At 65.6% G+C, this 23,380-nt stretch carries 17 protein-coding genes; 12 read left to right on the forward strand and 5 right to left on the reverse strand.

Going from position 1 to position 23,380, the window contains the following annotated elements:
* Window positions 1-198: 198 nt before the first annotated feature.
* Window positions 199-3,024: a S8 family serine peptidase gene (locus IHE49_RS07690; RefSeq protein ID WP_225578272.1), complete on the reverse strand. Its 2,826-nt coding sequence runs from the start codon at window positions 3,022-3,024 to the stop codon at window positions 199-201.
* 220 nt (window positions 3,025-3,244) lie between these two features.
* On the opposite strand from IHE49_RS07690, the gene IHE49_RS07695 reads away from it, so the two are divergent.
* The 6 genes from IHE49_RS07695 (at window position 3,245) to IHE49_RS07720 (ending at window position 12,268) form a co-directional block, all read left to right on the forward strand.
* On the forward strand, window positions 3,245-4,429 hold the full coding sequence (locus IHE49_RS07695; RefSeq protein WP_192156503.1) for an acetyl-CoA C-acyltransferase: 1,185 nt from the start codon (window positions 3,245-3,247) through the stop codon (window positions 4,427-4,429).
* A gap of 132 nt (window positions 4,430-4,561) precedes the next feature.
* Complete coding sequence (locus IHE49_RS07700) at window positions 4,562-4,879, forward strand: hypothetical protein (protein ID WP_192156505.1); 318 nt, start codon at window positions 4,562-4,564, stop codon at window positions 4,877-4,879.
* A 271-nt stretch (window positions 4,880-5,150) separates the two neighbouring features.
* Window positions 5,151-6,758 (forward strand): carboxyl transferase domain-containing protein, encoded by a 1,608-nt coding sequence (locus IHE49_RS07705; RefSeq protein WP_192156507.1) that lies wholly within the window; start codon window positions 5,151-5,153, stop codon window positions 6,756-6,758.
* A 47-nt stretch (window positions 6,759-6,805) separates the two neighbouring features.
* The gene (locus IHE49_RS07710) at window positions 6,806-8,497 is read left to right on the forward strand and encodes a molecular chaperone HscC (protein WP_192156509.1); all 1,692 of its coding nucleotides are present in this window, start codon (window positions 6,806-6,808) and stop codon (window positions 8,495-8,497) included.
* The gene (locus tag IHE49_RS07715; RefSeq protein WP_192156511.1) at window positions 8,494-10,386 is read left to right on the forward strand and encodes a J domain-containing protein; all 1,893 of its coding nucleotides are present in this window, start codon (window positions 8,494-8,496) and stop codon (window positions 10,384-10,386) included. The genes IHE49_RS07710 and IHE49_RS07715 overlap by 4 nt, the downstream gene beginning before the upstream one ends.
* 73 nt (window positions 10,387-10,459) lie before the next feature.
* Complete coding sequence (locus IHE49_RS07720) at window positions 10,460-12,268, forward strand: DnaJ domain-containing protein (protein ID WP_225578273.1); 1,809 nt, start codon at window positions 10,460-10,462, stop codon at window positions 12,266-12,268.
* A gap of 11 nt (window positions 12,269-12,279) precedes the next feature.
* Here the strand turns inward: IHE49_RS07720 and IHE49_RS07725 are convergent, their stop codons facing one another.
* From IHE49_RS07725 to IHE49_RS07735, 3 genes are read right to left on the reverse strand one after another with little or no spacing between them, the layout of a single operon-like run.
* Window positions 12,280-12,624, reverse strand: coding sequence for a DUF6587 family protein (locus IHE49_RS07725; RefSeq protein ID WP_225578274.1), 345 nt, complete (start codon window positions 12,622-12,624; stop codon window positions 12,280-12,282).
* Window positions 12,621-14,456 carry a ferrous iron transporter B gene (locus tag IHE49_RS07730; RefSeq protein ID WP_192156513.1) on the reverse strand — a complete coding sequence of 612 codons (1,836 nt, stop codon included), beginning with the start codon at window positions 14,454-14,456 and terminating at the stop codon, window positions 12,621-12,623. Before IHE49_RS07730 ends, IHE49_RS07725 begins: the two co-directional genes overlap by 4 nt.
* Window positions 14,453-14,695 carry a FeoA family protein gene (locus IHE49_RS07735; RefSeq protein ID WP_192156515.1) on the reverse strand — a complete coding sequence of 81 codons (243 nt, stop codon included), beginning with the start codon at window positions 14,693-14,695 and terminating at the stop codon, window positions 14,453-14,455. Before IHE49_RS07735 ends, IHE49_RS07730 begins: the two co-directional genes overlap by 4 nt.
* 133 nt (window positions 14,696-14,828) lie before the next feature.
* Between IHE49_RS07735 and IHE49_RS07740 the strand changes: the two genes are divergently transcribed.
* The 5 genes from IHE49_RS07740 (at window position 14,829) to yeiP (ending at window position 20,568) form a co-directional block, all read left to right on the forward strand.
* The gene (locus IHE49_RS07740; RefSeq protein WP_192156517.1) at window positions 14,829-15,620 is read left to right on the forward strand and encodes an enoyl-CoA hydratase-related protein; all 792 of its coding nucleotides are present in this window, start codon (window positions 14,829-14,831) and stop codon (window positions 15,618-15,620) included.
* 154 nt (window positions 15,621-15,774) lie between these two features.
* Window positions 15,775-17,763 carry an acetyl/propionyl/methylcrotonyl-CoA carboxylase subunit alpha gene (locus tag IHE49_RS07745; RefSeq protein ID WP_192156519.1) on the forward strand — a complete coding sequence of 663 codons (1,989 nt, stop codon included), beginning with the start codon at window positions 15,775-15,777 and terminating at the stop codon, window positions 17,761-17,763.
* 105 nt (window positions 17,764-17,868) lie between these two features.
* Entirely contained in the window at window positions 17,869-18,768 is a 900-nt protein-coding gene (locus IHE49_RS07750; protein ID WP_192156520.1) for a hydroxymethylglutaryl-CoA lyase, read from the forward strand.
* Window positions 18,769-19,040: 272 nt separating this feature from the next.
* On the forward strand, window positions 19,041-19,808 hold the full coding sequence (locus IHE49_RS07755; RefSeq protein WP_192156522.1) for an SDR family NAD(P)-dependent oxidoreductase: 768 nt from the start codon (window positions 19,041-19,043) through the stop codon (window positions 19,806-19,808).
* A 196-nt stretch (window positions 19,809-20,004) separates the two neighbouring features.
* Window positions 20,005-20,568 carry an elongation factor P-like protein YeiP gene (gene yeiP / locus IHE49_RS07760; protein WP_192156524.1) on the forward strand — a complete coding sequence of 188 codons (564 nt, stop codon included), beginning with the start codon at window positions 20,005-20,007 and terminating at the stop codon, window positions 20,566-20,568.
* A 33-nt stretch (window positions 20,569-20,601) separates the two neighbouring features.
* On the opposite strand, the gene IHE49_RS07765 is transcribed toward yeiP, so the two are convergent.
* A complete protein-coding gene (locus tag IHE49_RS07765) occupies window positions 20,602-21,237 on the reverse strand; it encodes a DinB family protein (RefSeq protein WP_343227555.1) in 636 nt (211 codons plus the stop codon).
* A gap of 12 nt (window positions 21,238-21,249) precedes the next feature.
* Here IHE49_RS07765 and IHE49_RS07770 point away from each other — a divergent pair, with 12 nt between their 5' ends.
* A complete protein-coding gene (locus IHE49_RS07770) occupies window positions 21,250-23,307 on the forward strand; it encodes an FUSC family protein (protein ID WP_192156526.1) in 2,058 nt (685 codons plus the stop codon).
* The last annotated feature ends 73 nt before the right edge of the window (window positions 23,308-23,380 follow it).

Raw genomic sequence — 23,380 nt, forward strand, 5'->3', positions numbered from 1 at the left:
TTCAAAGGCCGATGGCTAGCCAGTCCTGGATCCGATGCCTGCGGTCCCTCGTGTGCAAAGTCACTTGATGGCTCGCCGCACCCGCTCCTTCACGGCCGCCCTGCAGGCGTTATGCGCGCTTCGCGCATGTCCCTGCTTACGCAGGAATGACATGGCAAGCGGCTGATCGACCGGACCATTCCTGGCTGGCAACCGGGTTCAGAACGTCCACTTGTAGTTGAGCATCGCCATCGTCGCCTGCTGCCCCTGACCGAAGTACTGGTCGTAACCCAGCGACAGGCTGTTGTGCGTGTTCATGCTCCAGTCCAGCGAAGCCCCGGCCAAACCGCCGTAGCGTGCCAGCCCGATGCCGCCCAGCGGTGCCCATTGGTTCACGCCGGTGAAGCTGGCGTCGAATACTTCGCCGCGCAGGCCGAAGGATTGCTGCCACGCCATCTGTCCCTGCAGGCTGAGGCTGCCGGCGCGTCCGAGTTGCCAGTTGTGACTGGCGCGCAGGCCCAGGCCAGCCTGCCAACGCGCGGTGGTGAGCCCGTCGGATTTCAGGCCGAAGCCGTCGCCGCCCATTTCGTCGAAGCCGTCGCGCTGGATCTGCGCGTATTCCAGACTCGCATACGGCGTGACGCGGGTTTCACCCAGCATCATGCGGTAGCCGCTCTCGCCATAGGCCACGCCATAGCGGCCACTGCTGTCGCTGCCCACGCCGGTGGCCTGACCACCGAGTTGCAGCTGGCGCTGCATGGTTTCCTGGTAGGTACCAAAGCCGAAGCGGCCCATCGCGTACCAGTTGCCACGCATCGTGCCGCCGTAGAGCATGCCTTCCACGGCGCGGCTGTAGCCCTGGTCTGCGCTTTCGGTCAGGCGTCCCAATCCTTGCGTACCGCTCAACGCAAAGCCGGCCACGCCGCTGCCACCGACACGGAAGTCCTGCCCCACCAGCCAACCGTTGAGGTCATAGGCCACGTTGCTGTAACCGCTGCGCGACATGGAGCCCTGATAACCGAGGCTTTGCACCCACGCACCGATCGGCTGCTGCGATGGCGCGGACAGCAACTGGTCGAAATGGTCGGTCAAGGCGCGCGTGCCGGCGTCGATCGCCTCGAAGGTCATCGCCGCACTGGCGGCGTGCAGCTGACCGGAGAGGCTTTCCAGCGATTGCTGCAAATTGCCCAGAGTGGTCGTCTGCTGCAGGGTGGCCGCACCGGAAATGAAGCTGCTGGCCACTGGCGAGCCTGCCGCCGCGGCGTTGGCCAACTGCGCATTGATCTGGCCAAAGGCCGCATCCACGCGCTGCGCCGCGCCGGACGAGGCACTGGTATAGCTGGTGCCCTGCACCGCACTCACCTTCACTTGCTGCACGTCGAGCCATGCCGCAGTCGCGCTGTAGTTGAGCGAGGCGGTAAGCAGTATGTTCGACGCCGTGGTCATGCTGGCGAACGTACCGCTGAGGCCGCCCTTGGCAAGGATCACATTGGTCTGCGAGTTGGCGGTGTAGCCCGAGTTGGCGCCGATCACCAGAAGATTGCCGGCGATGCTGGCCGTGCCGGCCACGTTGAGCGTCGAACCCAGCGACACCGCCAACTGGCCACCGCTCTGTTGCGTGTAGTTGCCGCCCACACTGACGTTGGTGTTCGCGATGGCGAGCGTGCCGGCGTTGCTCACGTTGCCGCCGATGGCGGACATGCCGCCCAGAGTGGCGCCGCTGCTGACGGCAGCCGCTCCGGCCAGCGATACCGCGGTCAGCACGCCGCCCTGCACCTGCGTCTCGCCGGTGTAGCTGGAAGGCTGGGTGAGGTTGAGCGTACCGCTGCCCTGCTTGATCAGGCCGCCGGCGCCGGAGATCGGATTGTTCCAGCTGGAGTTTCCGCTGAAACTGACGGTGACGTCGCCCCAGTTGAACTGCATCGGGCCATTTACCGCGCGACCCACGTCCAGTTCGCCATAGCCGTAGGTGGGATTGGGCTGCGAGCCACCCAGCGGATCGGCGGTACCTAGCAAGGTCTGCCGCACCAAGTCGTTGGTGAAATACGGATAGGCCTGCCACACCAGCGCAGCTGCGCCCGACACCTCCGGTGCCGCGAACGAGGTGCCCTCCACGATGTAGTAGCTGGGATTGCTGGTGCTGGCCGTGGTGTCCTTGTCGAGCACGATCACGTCGCCAGGTGCGGCCAGGCAGTAGTTCATCGCCGAACCGCACTTGTTCGAATAGCCTTCCAACTGGGTCGGGTTGTTGCTGTTGACCGCCACCGCCACCAGCCAGCCCTTGGCAAGATCCGGCGCGACGTTGGGCAGGGTCGCGATGGTGCTCGGGTTGGCTTCCGAATCGTTGCCGGCGGCGAACACCACGAGTCCGCCCTGCTGGTTCACGAACGGGCTGTAGGCCTGGTCGAAAGCCTGGTTCAGGCTGGCATTGGTGGTATCCCAGGTGATGCCGCCCCAGGAATTGTTCATCACCTTGACGCCGGCATTGATCAGGTCCGAATTGACCTGGCCGAAGAACTGCGCATCGCTGGCGGTGACCGTCGACGGCGCCGTCGAGCCGTTGTCGTCCGGCGAGTTGTCGTCGATGATGCGCGCCGACACCAGGTCGGCGCCCGGCGCGATGCCGCCGGGGAACTGGGCGAACGGCGTGCCCGCCGCGATCTCCGACACCCAGGTGCCGTGGCCCACCACGTCGTCCACCTTCGTGTTGTTGGTGCTCGGATCGACGTAGATCAGTTCCTGCGTCACGCGCCCCGCAACCGTCGGGTTGCTCGCCATGATGCCGCTGTCCACGATGCCGATGGTGACGCCCGCTCCGGTGTAACCCTGGTTGTGGGCGGCATAGGTGTTGGTGATCGAAAGCTGGGCGTCTATCGGCGGCTGCGCCGGCGCGGTCGAGGATGACGCAGGCGACGACGAGGGAGTCGATTTGACGTTGCTGCCACCGCCCCCGCCGCAAGCAGCCAGACTCAACGCCAGGCCCACTGCACCAGCCAAACGGCAACGACGCAGGACGCGACTGCCCATCTCTCCATGCGGCTTCATGATTCCTCCCCGATCCACGAACAGCGCCAGCCACCTCAAAGAGCCGCGGCTACCGGCGCGGATCCGGTGGAAGCCCAGTTTCTCACAACGCCGGCGCGGCGAACGCCCTGCAAAACCTTGCGATCGAGCCACGCAGTTTGCCGCGTTTCGCTGGGGCCTGCGATAATCCTGCAATCGTCCCCCGGCGCCTTGCGCCATTCGTGATTGCGTGGAGATCCCCATGTCCGACGTCAGCGTTGTCATCGTCGGTGCCAAGCGCACCGCCATTGGTTCCTTCCTCGGCCAGTTCACCGGCGTGCCCACCCCGAAGCTGGGCGCCACGGCGATCCGTGCCGCGCTGGAACAATCCGGTGTCGCGCCCGCCGACGTCGGCGAGGTCATCATGGGCTGCGTGCTGCCGGCCGGCCTCGGCCAGGCGCCCGCCCGCCAGGCCGCGCTGGAAGCCGACCTGCCGAAGTCTGTCGGCTGCACCACCATCAACAAGGTGTGCGGCTCGGGCATGAAGGCGATCATGCTGGGCCACGACCTGATCAAGGCCGGCTCGGCCAATGTGGTGGTGGCCGGCGGCATGGAGTCGATGACCAACGCGCCGCACCTGGTCAATGCCCGCACCGGCATCCGCTACGGCGACGGCAAGCTGATCGACCACATGGCGTGGGACGGCCTCACCAATCCCTACGACGGCAAGGCGATGGGCGTGTTCGGCGAACTGTGCGCCGACAAGTACCACTTCAGCCGCGAGGACCAGGATGCCTTCGCCATCGAATCGGTGAAGCGCTCGCAGGCCGCGCAGCAGTCCGGCGCCTTCGCCGGCGAGATCGCTCCGGTGACCGTGGCCGGCCGCAAGGGCGACGTGGTGGTGGACACCGACGAGCAGCCCGGCCGTTCCGATATCGCCAAGATTCCTTCGCTGAAGCCTGCTTTCCGCAAGGAGAACGGCACCATCACGGCGGCCAGCTCTTCCAGCATCTCCGACGGCGCCGCCGCCGTGGTGCTGCTGTCGGCCGACGACGCGCACAAGCGCGGCCTCAAGCCGCTGGCGCGCATCGTCGCCCATGCCACCCATTCGCAGGAGCCGGAGTGGTTCACCACCGCCCCGGTCAGTGCCATCCAGAAAGTGCTGGACAAGGCCGGCTGGAAGGTGGCCGATGTCGACCTCTTCGAGATCAACGAGGCTTTCGCGGTGGTGGCGATGGCGCCGATCAAGGAGCTCGGCATCCCGCATGAGAAGGTCAACGTCAACGGCGGCGCCTGCGCGCTGGGCCACCCGATCGGCGCCAGCGGCGCACGCCTCGTGGTGACCCTGCTCAACGCCCTGACGGTGCGCGGCCTCAAGCGCGGCGTCGCCAGCCTGTGCATCGGCGGCGGCGAGGCCACCGCGATCGCGGTGGAACGTCTCGACTGAGGTTTCTCCGCAAAGGCGCCATGCCGGCTTTCAACGGAGTCTGAAGCGGCTCGCCGAAAGTTATGGCGCGCGGCGCGGGAAAGCGCTAATAATAATCCGCCATTCGGCATTCCACGGCTTAGGAGATACACCATGAAGTTGACGCGTACCCTTCTCGCCTCCGCGCTCGTCGCGCTGCTGGCGGCTTGCAGCAACGGCGCGCAGGATTCCGCGCAGAACGCCCAGTCGAGCGATCAGGCCCAGCAGGCCTCCGCTGACCAGGCTCAGCAGGCTGCGGCGACCGCCCCGGCTTCGACCGCTGCTGCTCCGGCTGCCGCTCCGGCTTCCACCGCTGCTGCCCCGGCTTCGACCGCTGCTGCTCCGGCTTCCACTGCTGCCGCTCCCGCCGCTGCTGCCAGCGCTGCCGGCAAGGCTGCCGACAAGGCCAAGGACGCGATGAAGGGTCACTGATCCTCGTTACGCAGTTCGAGAAAACGGCCGCCTCGAGCGGCCGTTTTTTTTGGATGTATCCGTGCGAACGCACACGTGCGTTCGTCCAAAAGCGCGAAGATCAAACGGACGGCCGCCCTTCGTCTGTACTTGTGCGTTCATCCTTGAACGCGGAAGCCACACGGGCGGCCATCCATGGCCGCACTCTTTAGGGAGCGCCGCTCCGGGGCCGCCTTGCTGCATGGCACTCCCGGTATCATGCGCGGATTCATTCCGCCGACGGCAGCCGCGCATGAGTGTCATCGTCTCGCAGATCGACCCGCGTTCCCCCGAATTCCAGTCCGCCGGCGAACGCCTGCGCGCGCTCACCGAAGATCTGCGCCGCGAACTGGCACGCAGCTCCGAGGGCGGCGGCGCCAAGGCTCGGGAGAAGCACGTCGCCCGCGGCAAGCTGCTGCCGCGCGAACGCATCCGTGCCCTGCTCGACCCCGGCTCGCCCTTCCTCGAACTTTCGCCGCTGGCGGCGCATGGCATGTACGACGATGCGGCGCCCGCGGCAGGCGTCATCACCGGCATCGGCCGGGTCAACGGCATCGAAGTGGTGGTGGTCGCCAACGATGCCACCGTCAAGGGCGGCACCTACTTTCCGATGACGGTGAAAAAACACCTTCGGGCGCAGGAGGTGGCGCTGGAAAACCGCCTGCCCTGCGTCTACCTGGTCGACTCCGGCGGCGCCTTCCTGCCCCTGCAGGATGAGGTGTTCCCGGACAAGGAACACTTCGGCCGCATCTTCTACAACCAGGCACGCATGTCGGGCCTGGGCATCCCGCAGATCGCAGTGGTGATGGGCAGTTGCACCGCCGGCGGCGCCTACGTGCCGGCGATGAGCGACGAAACCATCATCGTGCGAGAGCAAGGCACGATCTTCCTCGGCGGGCCGCCACTGGTGAAGGCCGCCACCGGCGAGGTGGTCGACGCGGAGACGCTGGGCGGCGCGGACGTCCATACCTCCATCTCGGGGGTGGCCGACCATTACGCCGAGAACGATGCGCATGCACTGTCCATCGCCCGCGACATCGTGGCGAGCCTCAACCGCAGGAAGACCGTGCCGCTGGCGCTGCGCGAACCCGCCGAACCGAAATACCCGTCCAGCGAGCTGTACGGCGTGATCCCCGAGGACACCCGCCGCCCGTTCGACATCCGCGAGGTGATCGCGCGCATCGTGGACGGCTCGGAATTCCATGAATTCAAGGCCCGTTATGGCAAGACCCTGGTGTGCGGCTTCGCACACATCCACGGCTACCCGGTGGGCATTGTCGCCAACAACGGCATCCTGTTCGCCGAGAGCGCGCTCAAGGGCGCGCACTTCATCGAGCTGTGCAACCAGCGCAACGTGCCACTGGTGTTCCTGCAGAATATCACCGGCTTCATGGTCGGCAAGAAATACGAACAAGCCGGCATTGCGAAGGACGGCGCGAAGATGGTGACGGCGGTCGCCTGCTCCCACGTGCCCAAGTTCACCGTGGTGATCGGCGGCAGCTTCGGCGCCGGCAATTACGCCATGTGCGGCCGCGCCTACGGCGCCCGCTTCCTGTGGATGTGGCCGAACGCGCGCATCAGCGTGATGGGCGGCGAACAGGCCGCGTCGGTGCTCGCCACCGTGAAACGCGACGGCATCGAGGCCGCCGGCAAGTCGTGGAGCGCGGAAGAAGAGGACGCCTTCAAGACGCCGATCCGCGAACAATACGAACATCAAGGCCATCCCTACTACGCCAGCGCGCGCCTGTGGGACGACGGCATCATCGACCCGGCCGACACGCGCCGCGTGCTGGGGCTCGCCATCTCCGCTTCGATGAATGCGCCGATCGAGCCGCAGCGCTACGGCGTGTTCCGGATGTAACACACTGGCCGGACGGCCATGGATGCAAGACCAAGGGGGAACAACCAGTGATCGTCGGCATTGACCTGGGCACCACGCATTCGCTGATCGGCTGTTTCGGCGAGGACGGCCCGCGGCTTTTCCCAAATGCGCTGGGCGAATTGCTCACGCCCTCCGTCGTCAGCATCGACGACGACGGCCACATGATCATCGGCGAAGCCGCGCGCGACCGCCTGGTGAGCCATCCCAAAAGCACCGTTGCGGCCTTCAAGCGCTGGATGGGGTCGTCGCGCGAGACGCCGCTCGGCAACCGCCAGTTTCGCCCCGAGGAGTTGTCGGCCCTGGTGCTCCGCTCGCTGATCGCCGACGCCGAAGCCGCGCTCGGCGAGAAAGTGGATGAAGCCGTGATCAGCGTGCCGGCCTATTTTTCCGATGCGCAGCGCAAGGCCACGCGCGCGGCCGGCGAACTGGCCGGCATCAAGGTGGAACGCCTGATCAACGAACCCACCGCCGCCGCCCTCGCTTACGGCCTGGAAGCCAAGCCCGAGGGCACGCGTTTCCTGGTCTTCGACCTCGGCGGCGGCACGTTTGACGTCTCGGTGCTGGAGACTTTCGAAGGCGTGGTCGAAGTGCATGCCAGCGCCGGCGACAACTTCCTGGGCGGCGAGGACTTCCTCGACCTGCTGGAAAACACCTGCCTCGCCGACCTCAAGTTGAATGCCGCGGACTTCTCGCCCGTCGAACGCGGCCTGCTGCGCCGACGCCTGGAAGTACTCAAGCGCGCGTTGAGCCAGCAATCCGAGCAGCGCATCGATTGCCAGGTCGGCGAACGCGTCATCCGCTGGCAGATCGACCAGGACCGTTTCCTACAACTGGCCGAGCCGCTGCTGCAGCGCATGCGCGCCCCGCTCGAACGCGCCTTGCGCGACGCGCGGCTGCAACCGGAACAACTCAACGAGATCGTGCTGGTCGGCGGCGCCAGCCGCATGCCGCTGGTGTCGCGGCTGATCGCGCGCATGTTCGGCCGGCTGCCGCTGCGCCACATCAACCCGGACGAAGCCATCGCCATGGGCGCCTGCGTGGCCGCCGGCCTCAAGAGCCGCAACGTCAAGCTGGACGAGATCATCCTCACCGACGTCTGCCCGTACACGCTGGGCGTGGAAGTTGGGCAAAAGGACGAGCACGGGAACGTGCAGAACGGGCTGTTCTCGCCTCTCATCCAGCGCAACAGCGTGGTGCCGATCAGCCGCGAATCCACCTATTTCCCGATGACCGAGCGGCAGAAGCTGCTGTCGCTCAAGATCTACCAGGGCGAAAGCCCGATGGTGGCGCGCAACATCAAGCTCGGGCAACTGGACGTGCCGCTCAACCCCACCCTGCCCATCGCGGACAACGCCGTGGTCGTCCGCTTCACTTACGACATCAACGGCGTGCTGCAGGTGGAGGCCGCGCCCGCCGCCAGCGGCACGCGCCACGAACTGGTGCTGGAGCAGAACCCGGGCATCCTGAGCAAGGAGGAAATCCGCGCCAGGCTGGATGCCCTGTCGGAACTGAAGATCCACCCCCGCTCCAAGCAGGAAAACCTCGCACTGCTGGCGCGCGCCGAGCGCCTGTTCGAGGAATACATCGCCGCGCGCGACGTGTTGCGCGAATGGATAGGCCGCTTCACGCAGACGCTGGAATCGCAGGACGAGCGGCTGATCGGCGAACACCGCACGCGCTTCGGCCAGGCCATGGACGAACTGGAACGCCAGCTTTGACCTGGGTCCACGAATTGCTCGGCGTTGCCGCCGATGCTGATGCCGCCACGATCAAGCGCGCCTATGCGCGCCTGCTGCGCACGACGCGGCCGGACGATGACGCCGCGGCGTTCCAGCGCCTGAATACTGCGTACCAAACTGCAATTGCGCAGTTGGGAAAACGTGTTGCTCAACCTTCGTCAGCATCTCCATCGCAAACGCCCGCATCAGCGAAACCATGCGACCCCGTCCGATTGGAAATGCACAAACCTCCTCAGGCCGCGCCAAGGCCAGCGGAATCTTCCGCACTGGAAATCCTGAACCCTCCCGCTCTCTTTTTTTCGAATCCGCAAAGCAATTCCGCACAGAAAACACGAGATATTTCGCCACACCTCACGCCAGACCCATCGACTCCATCCTCGGTAGACTTCGATGCGCTCCATCGAGCGCTGGCAATGATTGCCATCAAAGGGGACGCAGATACCGTGCGCAGCTGGCTGGACGCGCAACCCGAACTTTGGTCGCTCCCTGTCAAGCAAGCTTTTGCACGCACACTGCTGGCAAGACTGAAGCAAGTTCCGATACCCATGCCAAGCTCCTGCTTCGACACTTTGCTCGACTATTTCCAGCTCAATGACGTCAGTGCCATACCGGACAAATCAGCACAGACCAAACTGGTCGACCTTCTCCGCAGCTTGTACTCCCCTATAACCAAGTACAAAAACTTTCTTGATCAATGGGTCGATCCCAGCCACGAGTTAGACGAACAAAGTTATCTGCAACAACTTCGAGAAACATGCTCATCAGGAGATAGTGACCGCCTGCATGCATGGCTGGCGGTTACAGGATTGGCATGGCCAAACCTCAAACGAAAATCCATTTCGGAAGCAACGCTAAACCTGGTTCGCCACACCCCCATGCCACGAGCCTGCTTCGAGGTATTACGCGAGCACTTTCAATGGCCAGCTGACGTACTCGACGATCATGAGCAAAACACATCACGCCGCATCGCCGAAAACCACCTGCACTGGCTGCTATTACCGACCAACGAATACGCATTGACTCGAATCACAAAAAGCCCTTACGAAAATCCTCCAGACATCCAACGAATGCGCTCCATACGCAAGACACTTTCGCGTTTCGCCTGGTGGGAAATCGCCCTGCATTGCATTGAATTCAAAGGACCGAAACGAATTGCTGACTTCATCTACAGCATATGCTTCGAATGCAAACTTGAATGCACACAACCGCTATCCAATTTCTTCAACCCAAAAGCCATTCGCTTTTGGCCCAAGGCCGCCTCGCCGACCTGGAAAACACGCGAAAGATCACTGATCCTCGGAAGCCATATCCTGGCACTACTCGCAATCGAAGTCGTAGCCTGTTTGGCACAAATCCCCGCGACACCGAATGGCGCAAGCAACCTGTCCGCCACCGACCTCGTCATCATCTTAGTGCAGTCAACCATATGCGTCGTACTGCCCATCTCGATCTCCTTGCGCCTTTTGGCATGGCAAGCGAGGCCAGAACCAGCCCACATCCCATTAGCCAGATTTCACACTTCCGTCGTTCCATGGGTGTGTCTGCTATGCATAGGCGCAGCGCATGGAGAAGCACCGCTCCGTCCATTTGCCTATGGTTTCGGCGTGGCCGCCGCCTTGTTCGCACTCGTCCGCTGCGGAAACAATCCATCGCGTTATCGCAAATACGCCGTAACCGCCGTACTGGCGGCATTCGTTATCGCCTACAGCTCCAATATTGCGCATGGCCAACTCAGCCCAAGCGCAATCGCGGCGGGCGCCTTCTCACTTTGGATTGCCGGCTTGGCCACACGGGAGCGCACAGGTCAGATCATTCCCGACGATTCACCTGCGACACGGATGTCAGCCAACCGCAACATGGATCCATGAGGCACCGACAGATGAATGCAGCCATCAATCCCGGCCCTTGTCATTCATTTGCTTATCTTGCGGGTCACCAGCTTTGATCTGGGCCTACGAATTGCTCGGCGTTGCCGCCGATGCCGATGCCGCCACGATCAAGCGCGCCTATGCGCGCCTGCTGCGCACGACGCGGCCGGACGAGGATGCTGAAGCGTTCCAGCGCCTGAACACCGCATACCAGATAGCACTCACGCAAGCGGGCAGGCAGACGACCCGCCCCCCGATGGCACAACCCGCACCTATCCCGCCCCCGGCGACACCGAAACGCGATACCCACGTCATCCCCGTATCCACCGGCGACACCCAGCCGCCAGCAGCGCCGCCGCATGTGGTCGTCCAACCCAGCCGCCCCGCTGTACCGCTGGAAACGCTCAGGACCGGGCCATCGATCGCACCCAGGGCACCGCATGTGCTCGAAACCCTGTCGCAACCCGAAATTTCCGGGCCCGACCTGGTGCCCTCGCCGCTGGAAACGCTCAAGCCCGGGCCATCGATCGCACCCAAGGCAGCGCACGCGCTCGAAACCCTGTCGCCACCCGAAACCTCCAGGCCCGGCCTGGCGCCTGCGCCAGTGGAAATCCTGAAGCCGGCGGGCCCCGCCTCCACGCCGGCCCGAGTGCTTCCACCGGTCGAGACCCTGCGACCGGCGGCGTCGCGACCAGCGACGGCGGTCAATATCGCCGAACTGGCCAAGCGCGTGATCGACGAAGCATGCCGCGCCGAAGGCCCGGTGGGGCTTGCCAACTGGCTGGCCCGCTGCCCGGAACTATGGTCGTTCCGCATCAAGCAACTCACCGGGCAGCGGATGATGCAGGGACTGGCGCAAGAGTCACGTCCCATGCAGTCCGCCAACTTCGATGCACTGCTGGGCTTCTTCGATCTCAACAACGTGCTGACAGGCCTGAACCCGGTTGCCCTGGAAAAATTACGCAGCAGGCTGGCGGCACACTGGGAGATGTTCAACGACCATACATCGCTGGCAAGACGATCGCGCACCCTGACCGAGAAAGGCCAGCCTCATCCTTGGAGGGTGCGCAGTTGCATCGCCCTGCTGCAACAGCCGCGCAGCTGGTACCGAACCATTGGCGTGACCCTGACGCGCGAAAAATCCGCGAACCTCGCGCGCATCGCGCACGCGCTTTGCCTGGGCGTCCCCGAGCAATTGCCAGCCACGTTGAATCGGGAACATGCGCAATTCTGGTTGCGTGCCGTGGGCAGCAATGGCAATAGCCGCGAATACTGGACACTCGTCGCCATCCGCGTGCTCGCCATGGCCCTGGCAGGCGCTGCCATCACCGCCATCGTGCTGTTCTGGGCGGCATCGCAACAGGGCGACATCACCAAGCCGGCCGCCTGGCTAGGCATCGGGTCCGTCTCGGCCGTGATGTTCGCTGGCATCGCGCTCTTTCTGTCCGCCCTGATCGGCGTCAGGTGGATCAATCGCTGGCAAGGCGCGCCGGAGTCTTCAAGCGAGGCCAATCCATGGCGGCGGCGATTACTCATCCCTTCGCTGTGCGCCCTTGGACTTGGAATGGACTACCTGCTGGACAAGCCCATCGTGGCGACGCCGATCGTACTTGGCGCGTTGGCCCTGGCCATCCGTCGGTACAGGCTTCGCACGCCGAAACGCAGCAGGAAACCCATCCTCAACCTCAGTCCGCGTGCCCTCACGTACCTCTTGCTGGCCTGCGCATCCATTATCGGCAGCGTGGCAACCCAGGCCGTGAATGGGGGAGCACTCGACAACGTTCCGCTGCTGGCCATGGCCGCAGCCACGACGCTCGTCATTTGGGGCATCGACATGTTTCGTCACCGCGCGCATTGGCGGGTGAAGCAAGCCAGGGGCTGACGCTGTCCGAGTCAGCGCGAACGCGACCTGAAATGCAGCGGCATCGGCTCCACCGCCGTGCGCGCCTGCCCGGATGAACCGGGAGCACGCGACTCCGTCGAAGCCGCTACCGGCTTCTTCGGCCCGCAAGCGCCGCAGGTGCTGCAACCGTCACTGCAATCGCCCGTGCCCTGCTTCGGCTGCAGGCGTCGTCCCAGGGCCTTCAGCAGGCGCGAATCGCTGCGCGACAAACGCATCGAAACCGCCGCCAGCCAGCGGCTGGTGAGCTGCGGCGCCAGCTTGCGGAACACCACCAGCGCGCTGGCCGCCACGATCAGGCCGAGCACGATGTACTGAATCAGCAGGCCGGTGCTCATGCAAGCATGCTCGCGACCTGATAGACGAGGAAGGAAGCCGCGTAGGCCATCACGAACTGGTAGCCGAACGAGACGACCACGTTGCGCCACTCGCCGGTCTCGCGCTTGATGACGGCCAGCGTGGACATGCACTGCGGCGCGTAGGCGAACCACACCAGCAGCGACAGCGCGGAAGCCAGCGAGACATGCGAGGCCAGGGCCGGCGCGAGCTGGCCCGCATCGCCGCCCACCGCGTACACCGTGGCCAGTGCCGCCACCGCGGTCTCGCGCGCGGCGAAGGCGGGGATCAGCGCCAGGCTCATCTGCCAGTTGAAGCCGATCGGTGCGAACGGATACGCCAGCCAATGGCCAAGATGGCCGGCAAAGCTGTAGTCGATCGCCGGCCCGCTGGCGCCCGCCGGCGGCGCGGGAAAGCTGGACAGCGCCCACATCAGCACGGTGAGCGCGAGGATCACGCCGGTCAGCCGCTTCAGGAAGATCATGCTGCGCTCGTACAGGCCGATCGCCACGTCGCGCACCTTGGGCAGGCGGTACGAAGGCAGTTCCATCAGCAGCGCATGGTCGCCCTGATCACGGCGGATACGCTTCATCACCCAGCCCACAAGCATCGCGCCGATGATGCCTGCGAGATAGAGCGCGAACAGCACCAGTCCCTGCAGGTTGAACAGGCCGAACACGCGATGTGCCGGAATGAAGGCGCCGATCAAGAGCGCATACACCGGCAGGCGTGCCGAGCAGGTCATCAGTGGCGCCACGAGGATGGTGGCCACGCGGTCGCGCGGATCGGTGATCGAGCGCGTGCCCATGATGCCGGGGATGGCGCAGGCGAAGCTGGACAGCAGCGGGATGAAGGAGCGCCCGGTCAGCCCCACCGACACCATCAGCCGGTCCAGCAGGAAGGCCGCTCGCGGCAGGTAGCCGGATTCCTCCAGCACGAGGATGAAGAAGAACAGCACCAGGATCTCGGGCATGAAGCCCAGCACCGTGCCCAGGCCGGTGAAGATGCCATCGTTGATCAGTCCCTGCAGCGGCCCTGCCGGCAACCACGCGGCGACGTGCGCACCCAGCCAGCCGAAGCCGTCGCCGATCAGGTCGGTCATCGGCTTGCCGGCGGCATATACCGCCTGGAACACCAGGAACATCACCACCGCGAGGATGGCGAGGCCGAACGCCGGATGCAGCGCCCAGCGGTCTAGCGCATCGTCCAGCTCCGCCGTCTGGCGCGGCATGCGCACCGTGGCGGCGAGCAAGGCCCGCACGTCGGCATGCAGATCGGCGCGGCTGGCCGCGTCGTCGGCTTGCGCAGGCGCAGCCTGCGGCAGCTCACCGTCCACGCGCTCCACCAGGGCCTGTGCGCCGCCACGCTTTACCGCAACGGTTTCCACCACCGGGAGACCCAGGCGACGCGACAGTTCCGGCACGTCGATCTCGATGCCGCGCCGACGCGCCGCATCCATCATGTTCAAGGCCAGCACCACCGGGCGACCCAGCCGCCGCACTTCCAGCAGGAAGCGCAGGTGCAGGCGCAGGTTGGTGGCATCGGCCACGCACACGATCAGGTCGGGGGGCGCCTCGCCGGGATAGTTGCCCTCCAGCACGTCGCGGGTGATCTGCTCGTCGGGGCTGACTGCATCGAAGCTGTACGCACCCGGCAAGTCGAGTATCTGCAACATGCGCCCGGACGGCGCCAGGAAACGCCCTTCCTTGCGCTCGATGGTCACGCCGGCGTAATTGGCCACCTTCTGCCGACCGCCGGTGAGCAGGTTGAACAACGCGGTCTTGCCGCAGTTCGGATTGCCAACCAGGGCAATGCGCAGGGCGTCGGCGCTCATGCTGCCTCCGCCCGCACGCTGACCCGGTTCGCTTCCGCACGACGCAGGGCAAAGCGGGTGAAGCCGATCTGGATCAGCAACGGATCGGCTCCCAATGGCGCCCTCGCCACCACGCGCACCGGCTCGCCATCGACGAAGCCGAGGTCGCGCAGCCGCTGCGCCACGGTGTCATTGGCGTGCGCGTCGTCCACGCGGTCCACCACGGCGGTGACACCCTTCGGCAAGTCGGACAAGCGCACGGTCAATCCGAGTACAAATAAGAATGGTTCGCATTGTAGCCACATTACGCGCGTATTGCAGGGCTTCTGCTGGGCATCCGGCCGGGGGTTGCACAACGATTTAAAATGCCGGCTTTCTCCGCAGGATCCTCCGATGGCTTCCTCCGTACGGATCACCGATCTCGCCGGCGTGCGCACGCTGGCCATGCACCGCCCCGAGGTGCACAACGCCTTCGACGACGCGCTGATCGCCGAGCTCACCGCCGCCATCGAAGACGCGGGCCGCGACCCGGCGGTGCGCGCCGTGGTGCTCACCGGCAGCGGCGCCAGCTTCTCGGCCGGTGCGGACCTCAACTGGATGCGCGGCATGGCCAAAGCCAGCGAGGCGGAGAATCGCGACGATTCGCTGCGGCTCGCGCGACTGATGCGCAGCCTGCAGTTCTGCCCCAAACCCACCCTCGCCCGCGTCAATGGCGCGGCCTACGGCGGCGGCGTGGGCCTGGTCGCCTGCTGCGACGTCGCCATCGGCACGGATGGCGCCAAGTTCGGCCTCACCGAGGTGAAGCTGGGCCTGGTGCCTGCCGTGATCTCGCCCTATGTGCTCGCCGCCATCGGCCTGCGCCAGGCACGCAAGCTGTTCCTCACCGGTGAAATATTCGATGCCGCCGAAGCACAGCGCATCGGCCTGTTGCACCAGGTCGTGGCCCCCGAAGCCTTGGACGAGGCCGTGGCCTTCGCATTGAAGCTGTTGGCCAAGGCCGGGCCCGTGGCACTGCGCGAGGCCAAGCGACTCGCCTTCCGCGTGGAAGGGCTCGACGAAACCTGCGCCGAATCCATCGATCGTGACAACGCCGAACTGATCGCCCGCCTGCGCGTTTCACCGGAAGGCCAGGAAGGGCTCTCCGCCTTCCTGGACAAGCGCGCGCCGCAATGGGTTGCTGGCTGACCCTCATGCTGCGCTGCGCATCGGCGCAAGGCGACGCATCTGCTAGTTTTCCGAGGCTTTGCATCGCGCGCCCTGTCAAAGGCAAGCCTGCAGCCCCCGCCATCCCGGCTTGCCCCGGAATGGCGACAAAACCAAGGCATCGCAAGGAACCCGCATGTTCGAACGCGTACTGATCGCCAACCGCGGCGAGATCGCCTGCCGCGTGATCCGCACCTGCCGGCGGCTCGGCATCCGCAGCATCGCGGTGTATTCGGAAGCGGACCGCGACGCGCAGCACGTGCGCCTAGCCGATGAGGCCTGGCCCATCGGCGGCCCGCGCCCGGCGGAATCCTACCTGCGCATCGATGCGATCCTCGAGGCCGCGAAGAAGAGCGGCGCGCAGGCCATCCATCCCGGCTACGGCTTCCTGTCCGAGAACACCGCCTTCTCCCGCGCCTGCGCCGACGCGGGCATCGTGTTCATCGGGCCGGATCCCGCGAGCATCGAGGCGATGGGTTCCAAATCCGCCGCCAAGGCGTTGATGGCGAAACACGACGTGCCGCTGGTGCCCGGCTACAACGGCGACAACCAGGACAACGCCTTTCTCGCCCAGCAGGCCCATGCCGTCGGCTATCCGCTGATCATCAAGCCCTCGGCGGGCGGCGGCGGCAAGGGCATGCAGATCGTGCGCAGCGACGCGGATTTCCCCGAGGCGCTGGCCACCGCGCAGCGCGTGGCGCAGGCCGCGTTCGGCGACGCCAGCATGCTGCTGGAGCGCTACGTCGAACACCCGCGCCATATCGAGTTCCAGATCTTCGGCGACCGCCACGGCCACGTGATCCACCTCGACGAGCGCGAATGCTCGGCGCAGCGCCGCTATCAGAAGGTGCTGGAGGAAACGCCCTCGCCCTTCCTCACGCCGGAGAAGCGCGCGGCCATGGGCGCTGCCGCGGTGGCCGCCGCGAAGGCCGTGAACTACGTGGGCGCGGGCACGGTGGAGTTCATCGTGGGGCCGCAGGGCGATTTCCACTTCATGGAAATGAACACGCGCCTGCAGGTGGAGCACCCGGTCACCGAGCTCACCCACGGCTTCGACCTGGTCGAATGGCAGCTGCGCATCGCGCACGGCGAGCCATTGCCATTCACGCAGGAACAGGTTGCCTCGCACGGCCATGCGATCGAGGTGCGCCTGTATGCGGAAGACCCCGAGCAGAACTTCCTGCCCGGCTCCGGCAAGTTGCACACGCTGCGCCTGCCCGCGCCTTCGCGCCACGTGCGCATCGACGGCGGCGTGGCGCAGGGCGACACGGTGACGATCTTCTACGACCCGATGATCGCCAAGCTGATCGTGTGGGACGCAGACCGCCCGCAGGCCCTGCAGCGGCTGCGCGAAGCCCTGGCCGAGTGCGAGATCGAAGGCCCGAAATCCAACATCGCCTTCCTCGAACGGCTGGCGCGCCACCCGGCGATCACCGGGGCAAGCATCGATACCGGCTACCTCGACCGTCATCTCGACGAATTCGTCATTGGCGATGAAGAACCCGATGCGCGCACGCTGTTTGCCGCCGCCGCCGCCGCCCTGCTGCATGACGAGACGCACGTCGCGGCGAACCCTGCCGATCCGCATTCCCCGTGGGCCAGCGCCGATGCATGGCGCGTGGGCCATGCGGGCAAGCGCATCGTGGCGCTGGCGCGCGGCGAGACGCGCTACGAAATCGAAGCCCACGGCCACGCAGGCAACTATCGACTGCACCATGGCGAACACGCTTGCGAAGTGCGCGGCGCACGATTCGACGGCGATGCGCTCAGCGCCCGCTTCGACGACGAAGCCGAACGCCACGCCCTGCGCAGCAGCGCACATCGCGTGCTGCTGCACGACACCCATGGCCGCCGCTGGCACCTGAGCCGCGCGGCCGCCTATGCGTGGTCATCGAAGGACAGCGCGGGCGGCAACCAGGTCGTCGCCCCCATGCCGGGTCGCATCGTGCTGGTGAAGGCCAAGCCTGGCGACCACGTCGAGGAAGGCCAGGAGCTGCTGGTGATGGAAGCCATGAAGATGGAGCTGGCCCTGAAGGCGCCGCGCGCGGGCACCATCGAAAGCGTCACCGCAAGCCAGGGCGACTTCGTCGAGGCCGACTCGGTGCTGGTGAAATTCGTCGCCTGACCGCCCCACACCTGTAGGAGCGCACCCTGTGCGCGAATGCTTTTGCTTCGATCAGGCATCAGAGCCATCGCGCACAGGGTGCGTTCCTACCTTCGGAGAACCGTGATGACTGCATCCAACCACGTCCGCATCGTCGAAGTCGGCGCCCGCGACGGCCTGCAGAACGAGAAGACCCTGCTTCCCGCCGAAGTGAAGATCGCGCTGATCGACCGTCTCTCCTCCACCGGCCTCAAGACCATCGAGGCCACCAGCTTCGTCAGCCCGAAATGGGTGCCGCAACTCGCCGACGCGACCGAGGTGTTCGCCGGCATCCGCAAGGTGCCGGGCGTGAGTTACCCGGTGCTGGTACCGAACCTGCAGGGCTACGAGCGTGCGCGCGAAGTTGGCGCCAATGAAATCGCCGTGTTCACTGCCGCCAGCGAGGCGTTCAACCGCAAGAACATCAACGCCTCCATCGACGAATCCATCGAACGCTTCATGCCCGTGCTGGAGCGTGCCAAGGCCGACGGCGTGGCGGTGCGCGGCTACGTGTCCACCGTGCTTGGTTGCCCTTACCAGGGCGACGTGCCGGTGAGCGACGTGGTGCGCGTGGCGCGGCGGCTGCACGAACTCGGCTGCTATGAAGTCTCGCTGGGCGACACCATCGGCGTCGGCACGCCGGCGAAAGCGCGCGCCATGCTGCATGCGGTGGCGCAATCCGTGCCAATCGGCGCGCTGGCGGTGCATTTCCATGACACCTACGGCCAGGCGCTGGCGAACATCCTTGCCTGCCTCGAAGAAGGTGTGCGTGTGGTGGACAGCGCGGTTTCCGGCACTGGCGGCTGCCCGTACGCCAAGGGTGCCACCGGCAACGTGGCCAGCGAGGACGTGGTGTACATGCTGCACGGCATGGGCATGGCGACCGGCGTCGATCTCGACCTGCTGGTCGCCACCGGCGCCTGGTTGGCCGCGCAGTTGCACAAGGACACCGCCAGCCGCGTGACGCGGGCGCGCACGGCGGCGTAGCCTTTTCTCCTTCGCCCCGCCGGGGGGGAGAACCAGGCCAAGCGACGGACTCGCGGAGTGATTGCGTTTCGAAGCGCACTTCGAACTACATAACCGCAAGTCTTGGCCCCTCACCTCAATCCTCTCCCCAGAGGGGAGAGGAGGCCGGCGCACCATGCGCGCTCGCACCCTGCCATGCCCCGGAGATCCGGTACGCCGACGTCCAAGCCAAACGATTGAGGTGACGGTAGGGCTGCTAAAATGGCCGTTTCGTCATCCACGGAATACCCGACATGCAACTCGATCAGGTCAAGGCGATCATCACCGGCGGCGCTTCCGGTCTCGGCCACGCGGTAGCGCAACACCTCGTCGCCCATGGCGCCAAAGTGGCGCTCTTCGACGTCAACGAGGAAAAGGGCCACGCCGCCGCCAAGGCGCTGGGCGACGTTGCCCGCTTCTACAAGACCGACGTGACCAGCGAGGACGGCGTCACCGCCAATGTCGCCGCCGCGCGCGAGGCGATGGGGGGGCTCAACGTGGTGATGAACTGCGCCGGCATCCTTGGTGCTGGTCGCGTGCTGGGCAAGGAAGGCCCGATGCCGCTTTCCACCTTCGCCAGCACCATCATGGTGAACCTGGTCGGCAGCTTCAACGTGGCCAAGGCCGCAGCGGCACTGATGCAGCACAACGAGGCGGGCGAGGACGGCGAGCGCGGCGTGATCGTCAACACCGCTTCGGTTGCCGCCTACGAAGGCCAGATCGGCCAGGCCGCGTATTCCGCCTCCAAGGGTGGCGTGGTGGGCATGACCTTGCCGATGGCGCGCGAGCTGTCGCGCTTCGGCATCCGTGTGGCGACCATCGCGCCGGGCATTTTCTGGACTCCGATGGTGGATGGCATGCCGCCGCAGGTGCAGGAATCGCTGTCCGCCTCGATCCCGTTCCCCTCGCGCCTCGGCAAGCCGGAGGAGTTCGCGCAGACGGTGGCTTTCATCCTCGGCAATCGCTACATCAACGGCGAGACCATCCGCCTCGACGGCGCGGTGCGCTTGCAGCCGAAGTGAGCCGTGCGGGCCGTGGACGGCCGATGACACGGAATCCGGTTCCTTCGCCGTCATTCCGGCGAAAGCCGGAATCCAGCCGGGCACTCGTGTTCAGCACGCATAATCTGTTTCGAGCGCTTCGCGCTGCACATTCCACTGGATTCCGGCTTTCGACGGAATGCCGTACCTTCCATCAACCAACACCCGGTTCCAATCCATGAAAGCTTCCGACGTCAAGAAAGGCAACGTGGTCGAGCACGAAGGCATCGTCTACCAGGTGCGCGACATCGAGCGCAGCTCGCCTACCGCGCGTGGCGGCAACGTCACCTTCCGCTTCACCCTGTATTCCATCCCTGGCGGTCGCAAGTTCGACCTCAGCCTGCGCGCCGACGACGACCTGAAGGAGATGGACCTGGTGCGCCGCGCCGCCAACTTCTCCTACAAGGACGGCGAGGCCTTCGTGTTCATGGACGCGGAGGATTACACCCAGTACCTGCTCGGCCCCGAACTGGTGGGCGACAATGCCGGCTACATCGTGGAAGACGTGGAAGGTTTTTACGTGCAGGTTATCGACGATGCGCCGGTCGGCCTGCAGGTGCCCACCAGCGTGGTGCTCACCGTGGTCGACACCGCGCCGGAGCTGAAGGGCGCCAGCGCCACCAAGCGCACCAAGCCGGCCAAGCTCAACACCGGCGTCGAGATCCAGGTGCCCGAATACATCACCAACGACGAGAAGGTGTGGGTGAACACGCTGACCGGCGAGTTCGCCGGACGCGCCTGACACGCAAGGACGGCGCCCGGCAAGCCGGCGCCGTCAATCCGCCTCGGGCAGCATCGCCGACAAGTCCGTCACGCCCACATCGATGCCCGATTGGCTGAGCAGGGTGGTGACCTGCCCGCGGTGGTGCGTCTGATGGTTGAAGAAATGCTGCATCAGATGCCCGAACTTCCTGACGAACACCTGGCCTGAGCGGTTGCTGTAGGTCAAGGCCTGATCGTATGCATCGTTCGTCGCTTCCGCGCAGAGCCGCACGATCGTTTCATCCATGTCGCGACGCGCCTCGCGCAATGGGTCGAATTCGGCGTACAGGACCTCCGCTAGCGAGTACGGATGCGGCAAGCCACGCACTCGATCTAGCGAACGAAACACCGCTGGATGATCGGCGAACCGCTTCAGCCAGATGGTGTCGGCCACCAACAGGTGATTGAGCGTGCCGAACACCGAACCGAAGAACGCACCCCGATCTTCATGCATGGCCGCCGCGTCCAGCCGCGATGCGGCGGCGTAAAGCTTGTCATTCATCCACCGGTTGTATCCGGCCATCAGTTCGAACTGGTTCTTGAGCGACATGGTCATGGCATGGCCGTAGTGTGTCACCGATGGTAGCGAAACAATGCGCCGGCACGACAGTTTCAAACGGCTTAGGGCAGAATCCCGATACCCCCGCAATATCCAGATCCCATGCCCAACCGCGGCTATTCCCTGCGCGCACAATTCGTCGAAACCCTGACGCTGTTCAAGCGGCCGGAGGTGCCGCTGTGGGTGGTCCTGCGCAATACGATGGCGGTGGTCCTGCCCCTGGCCGTCGGGCTGGCCACGGGTTATCCCGAGGTCGGCCTCGGCGTGAGCGCAGGCGCGCTGGACACGATGTTCTCCGACCAGCCAGGCCCCTACCGCCAACGCATGCGCTGGTTGCTGCTGGCGACGCTGGTGGCGGGGCTGGCTGCGCTGCTGGGCTTCACCATCGGCGACCAGTTGCTGCCGATGCTGCTGATCACCGCCGTGTTCGGCTTCTGTGGCGGCATGCTGGTGGTGTTCGGCACGGACGCGGCGCGCGTGGGCATGACCAGCATGATCCTGCTGGTGATCGCCGCCGCCACGCCGATCTCGCCCAGGAATGCCCTGCTCGCCTCCAGCCTGATCGCCTGCGGCGGACTGCTGCTCACCCTGTTCGCCGTAGCCGCATGGCCGTTGCAACGCTATCGTCCGGAGCGCCATGCGCTGGCCGGCGTGTACGCGGGCCTCGCCATGTTGGCACGCCAACCGGGTGACGACGAAAACGCGAATCCCGCGCTCACCGACGCCATGACTTCGTTGCAGCACACCCTGCTCGGCCGCTATCGCGCGCACGGTCGCGCGATGGAAGCATTCGCCGTACTGCTGGAACTGGCCGAACGCATCCGGCTGGAATTGACGGCGATTTCCGCGCTGTATGCCGATCCCGCTCCGCACGCACGCTACCGTGATGACGCCGCGCGCGTGCTGGACGCCATCGCGCGCGCACTGGAAACCGCAGAGCCGCCGCAACAAGCAGAGCAAGCGCTGCAAACCTTGCGTAGCGATGCCCGCACCGCGCCGGCCGGGCTGGTTCCGCATCTGCGCGCACTGGATGGCCAACTGGCCGCCGCCGTGCGCAATGCAAACTGGGCGGGCAGTCGTGGCGAACTGCGCGCCGCGGCTGCGGAAACGCAACTGCCGCGCACCTTGCAAAGCAGCTCGGCATGGGCCGTGTTGCGCGCCAACCTTACGCCACGCTCGGTAGCCTTCCGCCATGCGATACGCACGGCGGCCTGCCTCAGCACGGCGCTGCTGGTATCCCGCCTGCTCAATCTGCCGCACGGCTACTGGTTGCCGATGACCACGGCCATCGTGCTGCGCGCCGACTTCGCCGCCACCTTTAACTTCGGCCTGCTGCGCGTGGTGGGCACGGTGCTCGGACTCGTGCTGACCACGGCCCTGCTGCGTCTCACGCCGGCCTCGCCATGGGCGCATCTCGCGCTGATGGCGCTGCTGTGCATGGCGTTCCGCTGGCTGGCCAATGCGCACTACGGCATCGCCGTGGCCGCGCTCACCGGCACCGTGGTGATCCTGCTCTCGTACGAAGGCGTGAACTCGGGCGTGGCAGTGACCGACCGCGTCATCAACACGGCGCTGGGCTGCGGCATGGCGATGGCCACCTACCTCATGTGGCCGACCTGGGAACGCGTACGCGCCCGCTTCGCGCTCGCCGAAATGCTGGACGCCTACGCCGGCTACCTGCACGCACTTGCCATGCCGGAGCAGCGCGAGGCGCAGCGTGAGACGCGCAGTCTGGCGCGTACCGCGCGCAGCAATGCGGCCGCCTCGCTCGAACGCATGCGCACCGAACCGGCTACGCCGCAGGCATTGCTGGAACTGGCGCGCGCGCTGTTCGCCAACGGCAACCGGCTGGCACGCACGGCGATGGCGCTGGAGGCGCTGGGCGCCGATCCGTCGCCACGCCCCGCCGCCGTCAACGATTTCGTCGTCGCCTGCGCCCATGCCACACAATCCATCGCCGATGCCCTGCGCGAACGGCACGCGCCCGAAAGCGCGCCGGACCTGCGCGCCTTGCAGCAATCGCTGCCCGGCGCGCTGGCACAAGTCGGCGATCCGTCAACCAACGAAGCACTGCTCCAGATCAGCGACCGGTTGGCCAACAACATCAATACGCTTGCTCATGTGCTCAAGCGCGCGCAGGCAGCCTCCGCGAATGCGTAATTGGCCGTCCGGCGCCGTCTGGCCGCATCGCTCAATACCGTGTGCGCCGATAAACCGATGCGATAACATGGCG

The organism is Rhodanobacter sp. 7MK24 (genome assembly GCF_014842995.1).
Taxonomy (GTDB): domain Bacteria; phylum Pseudomonadota; class Gammaproteobacteria; order Xanthomonadales; family Rhodanobacteraceae; genus Rhodanobacter_A.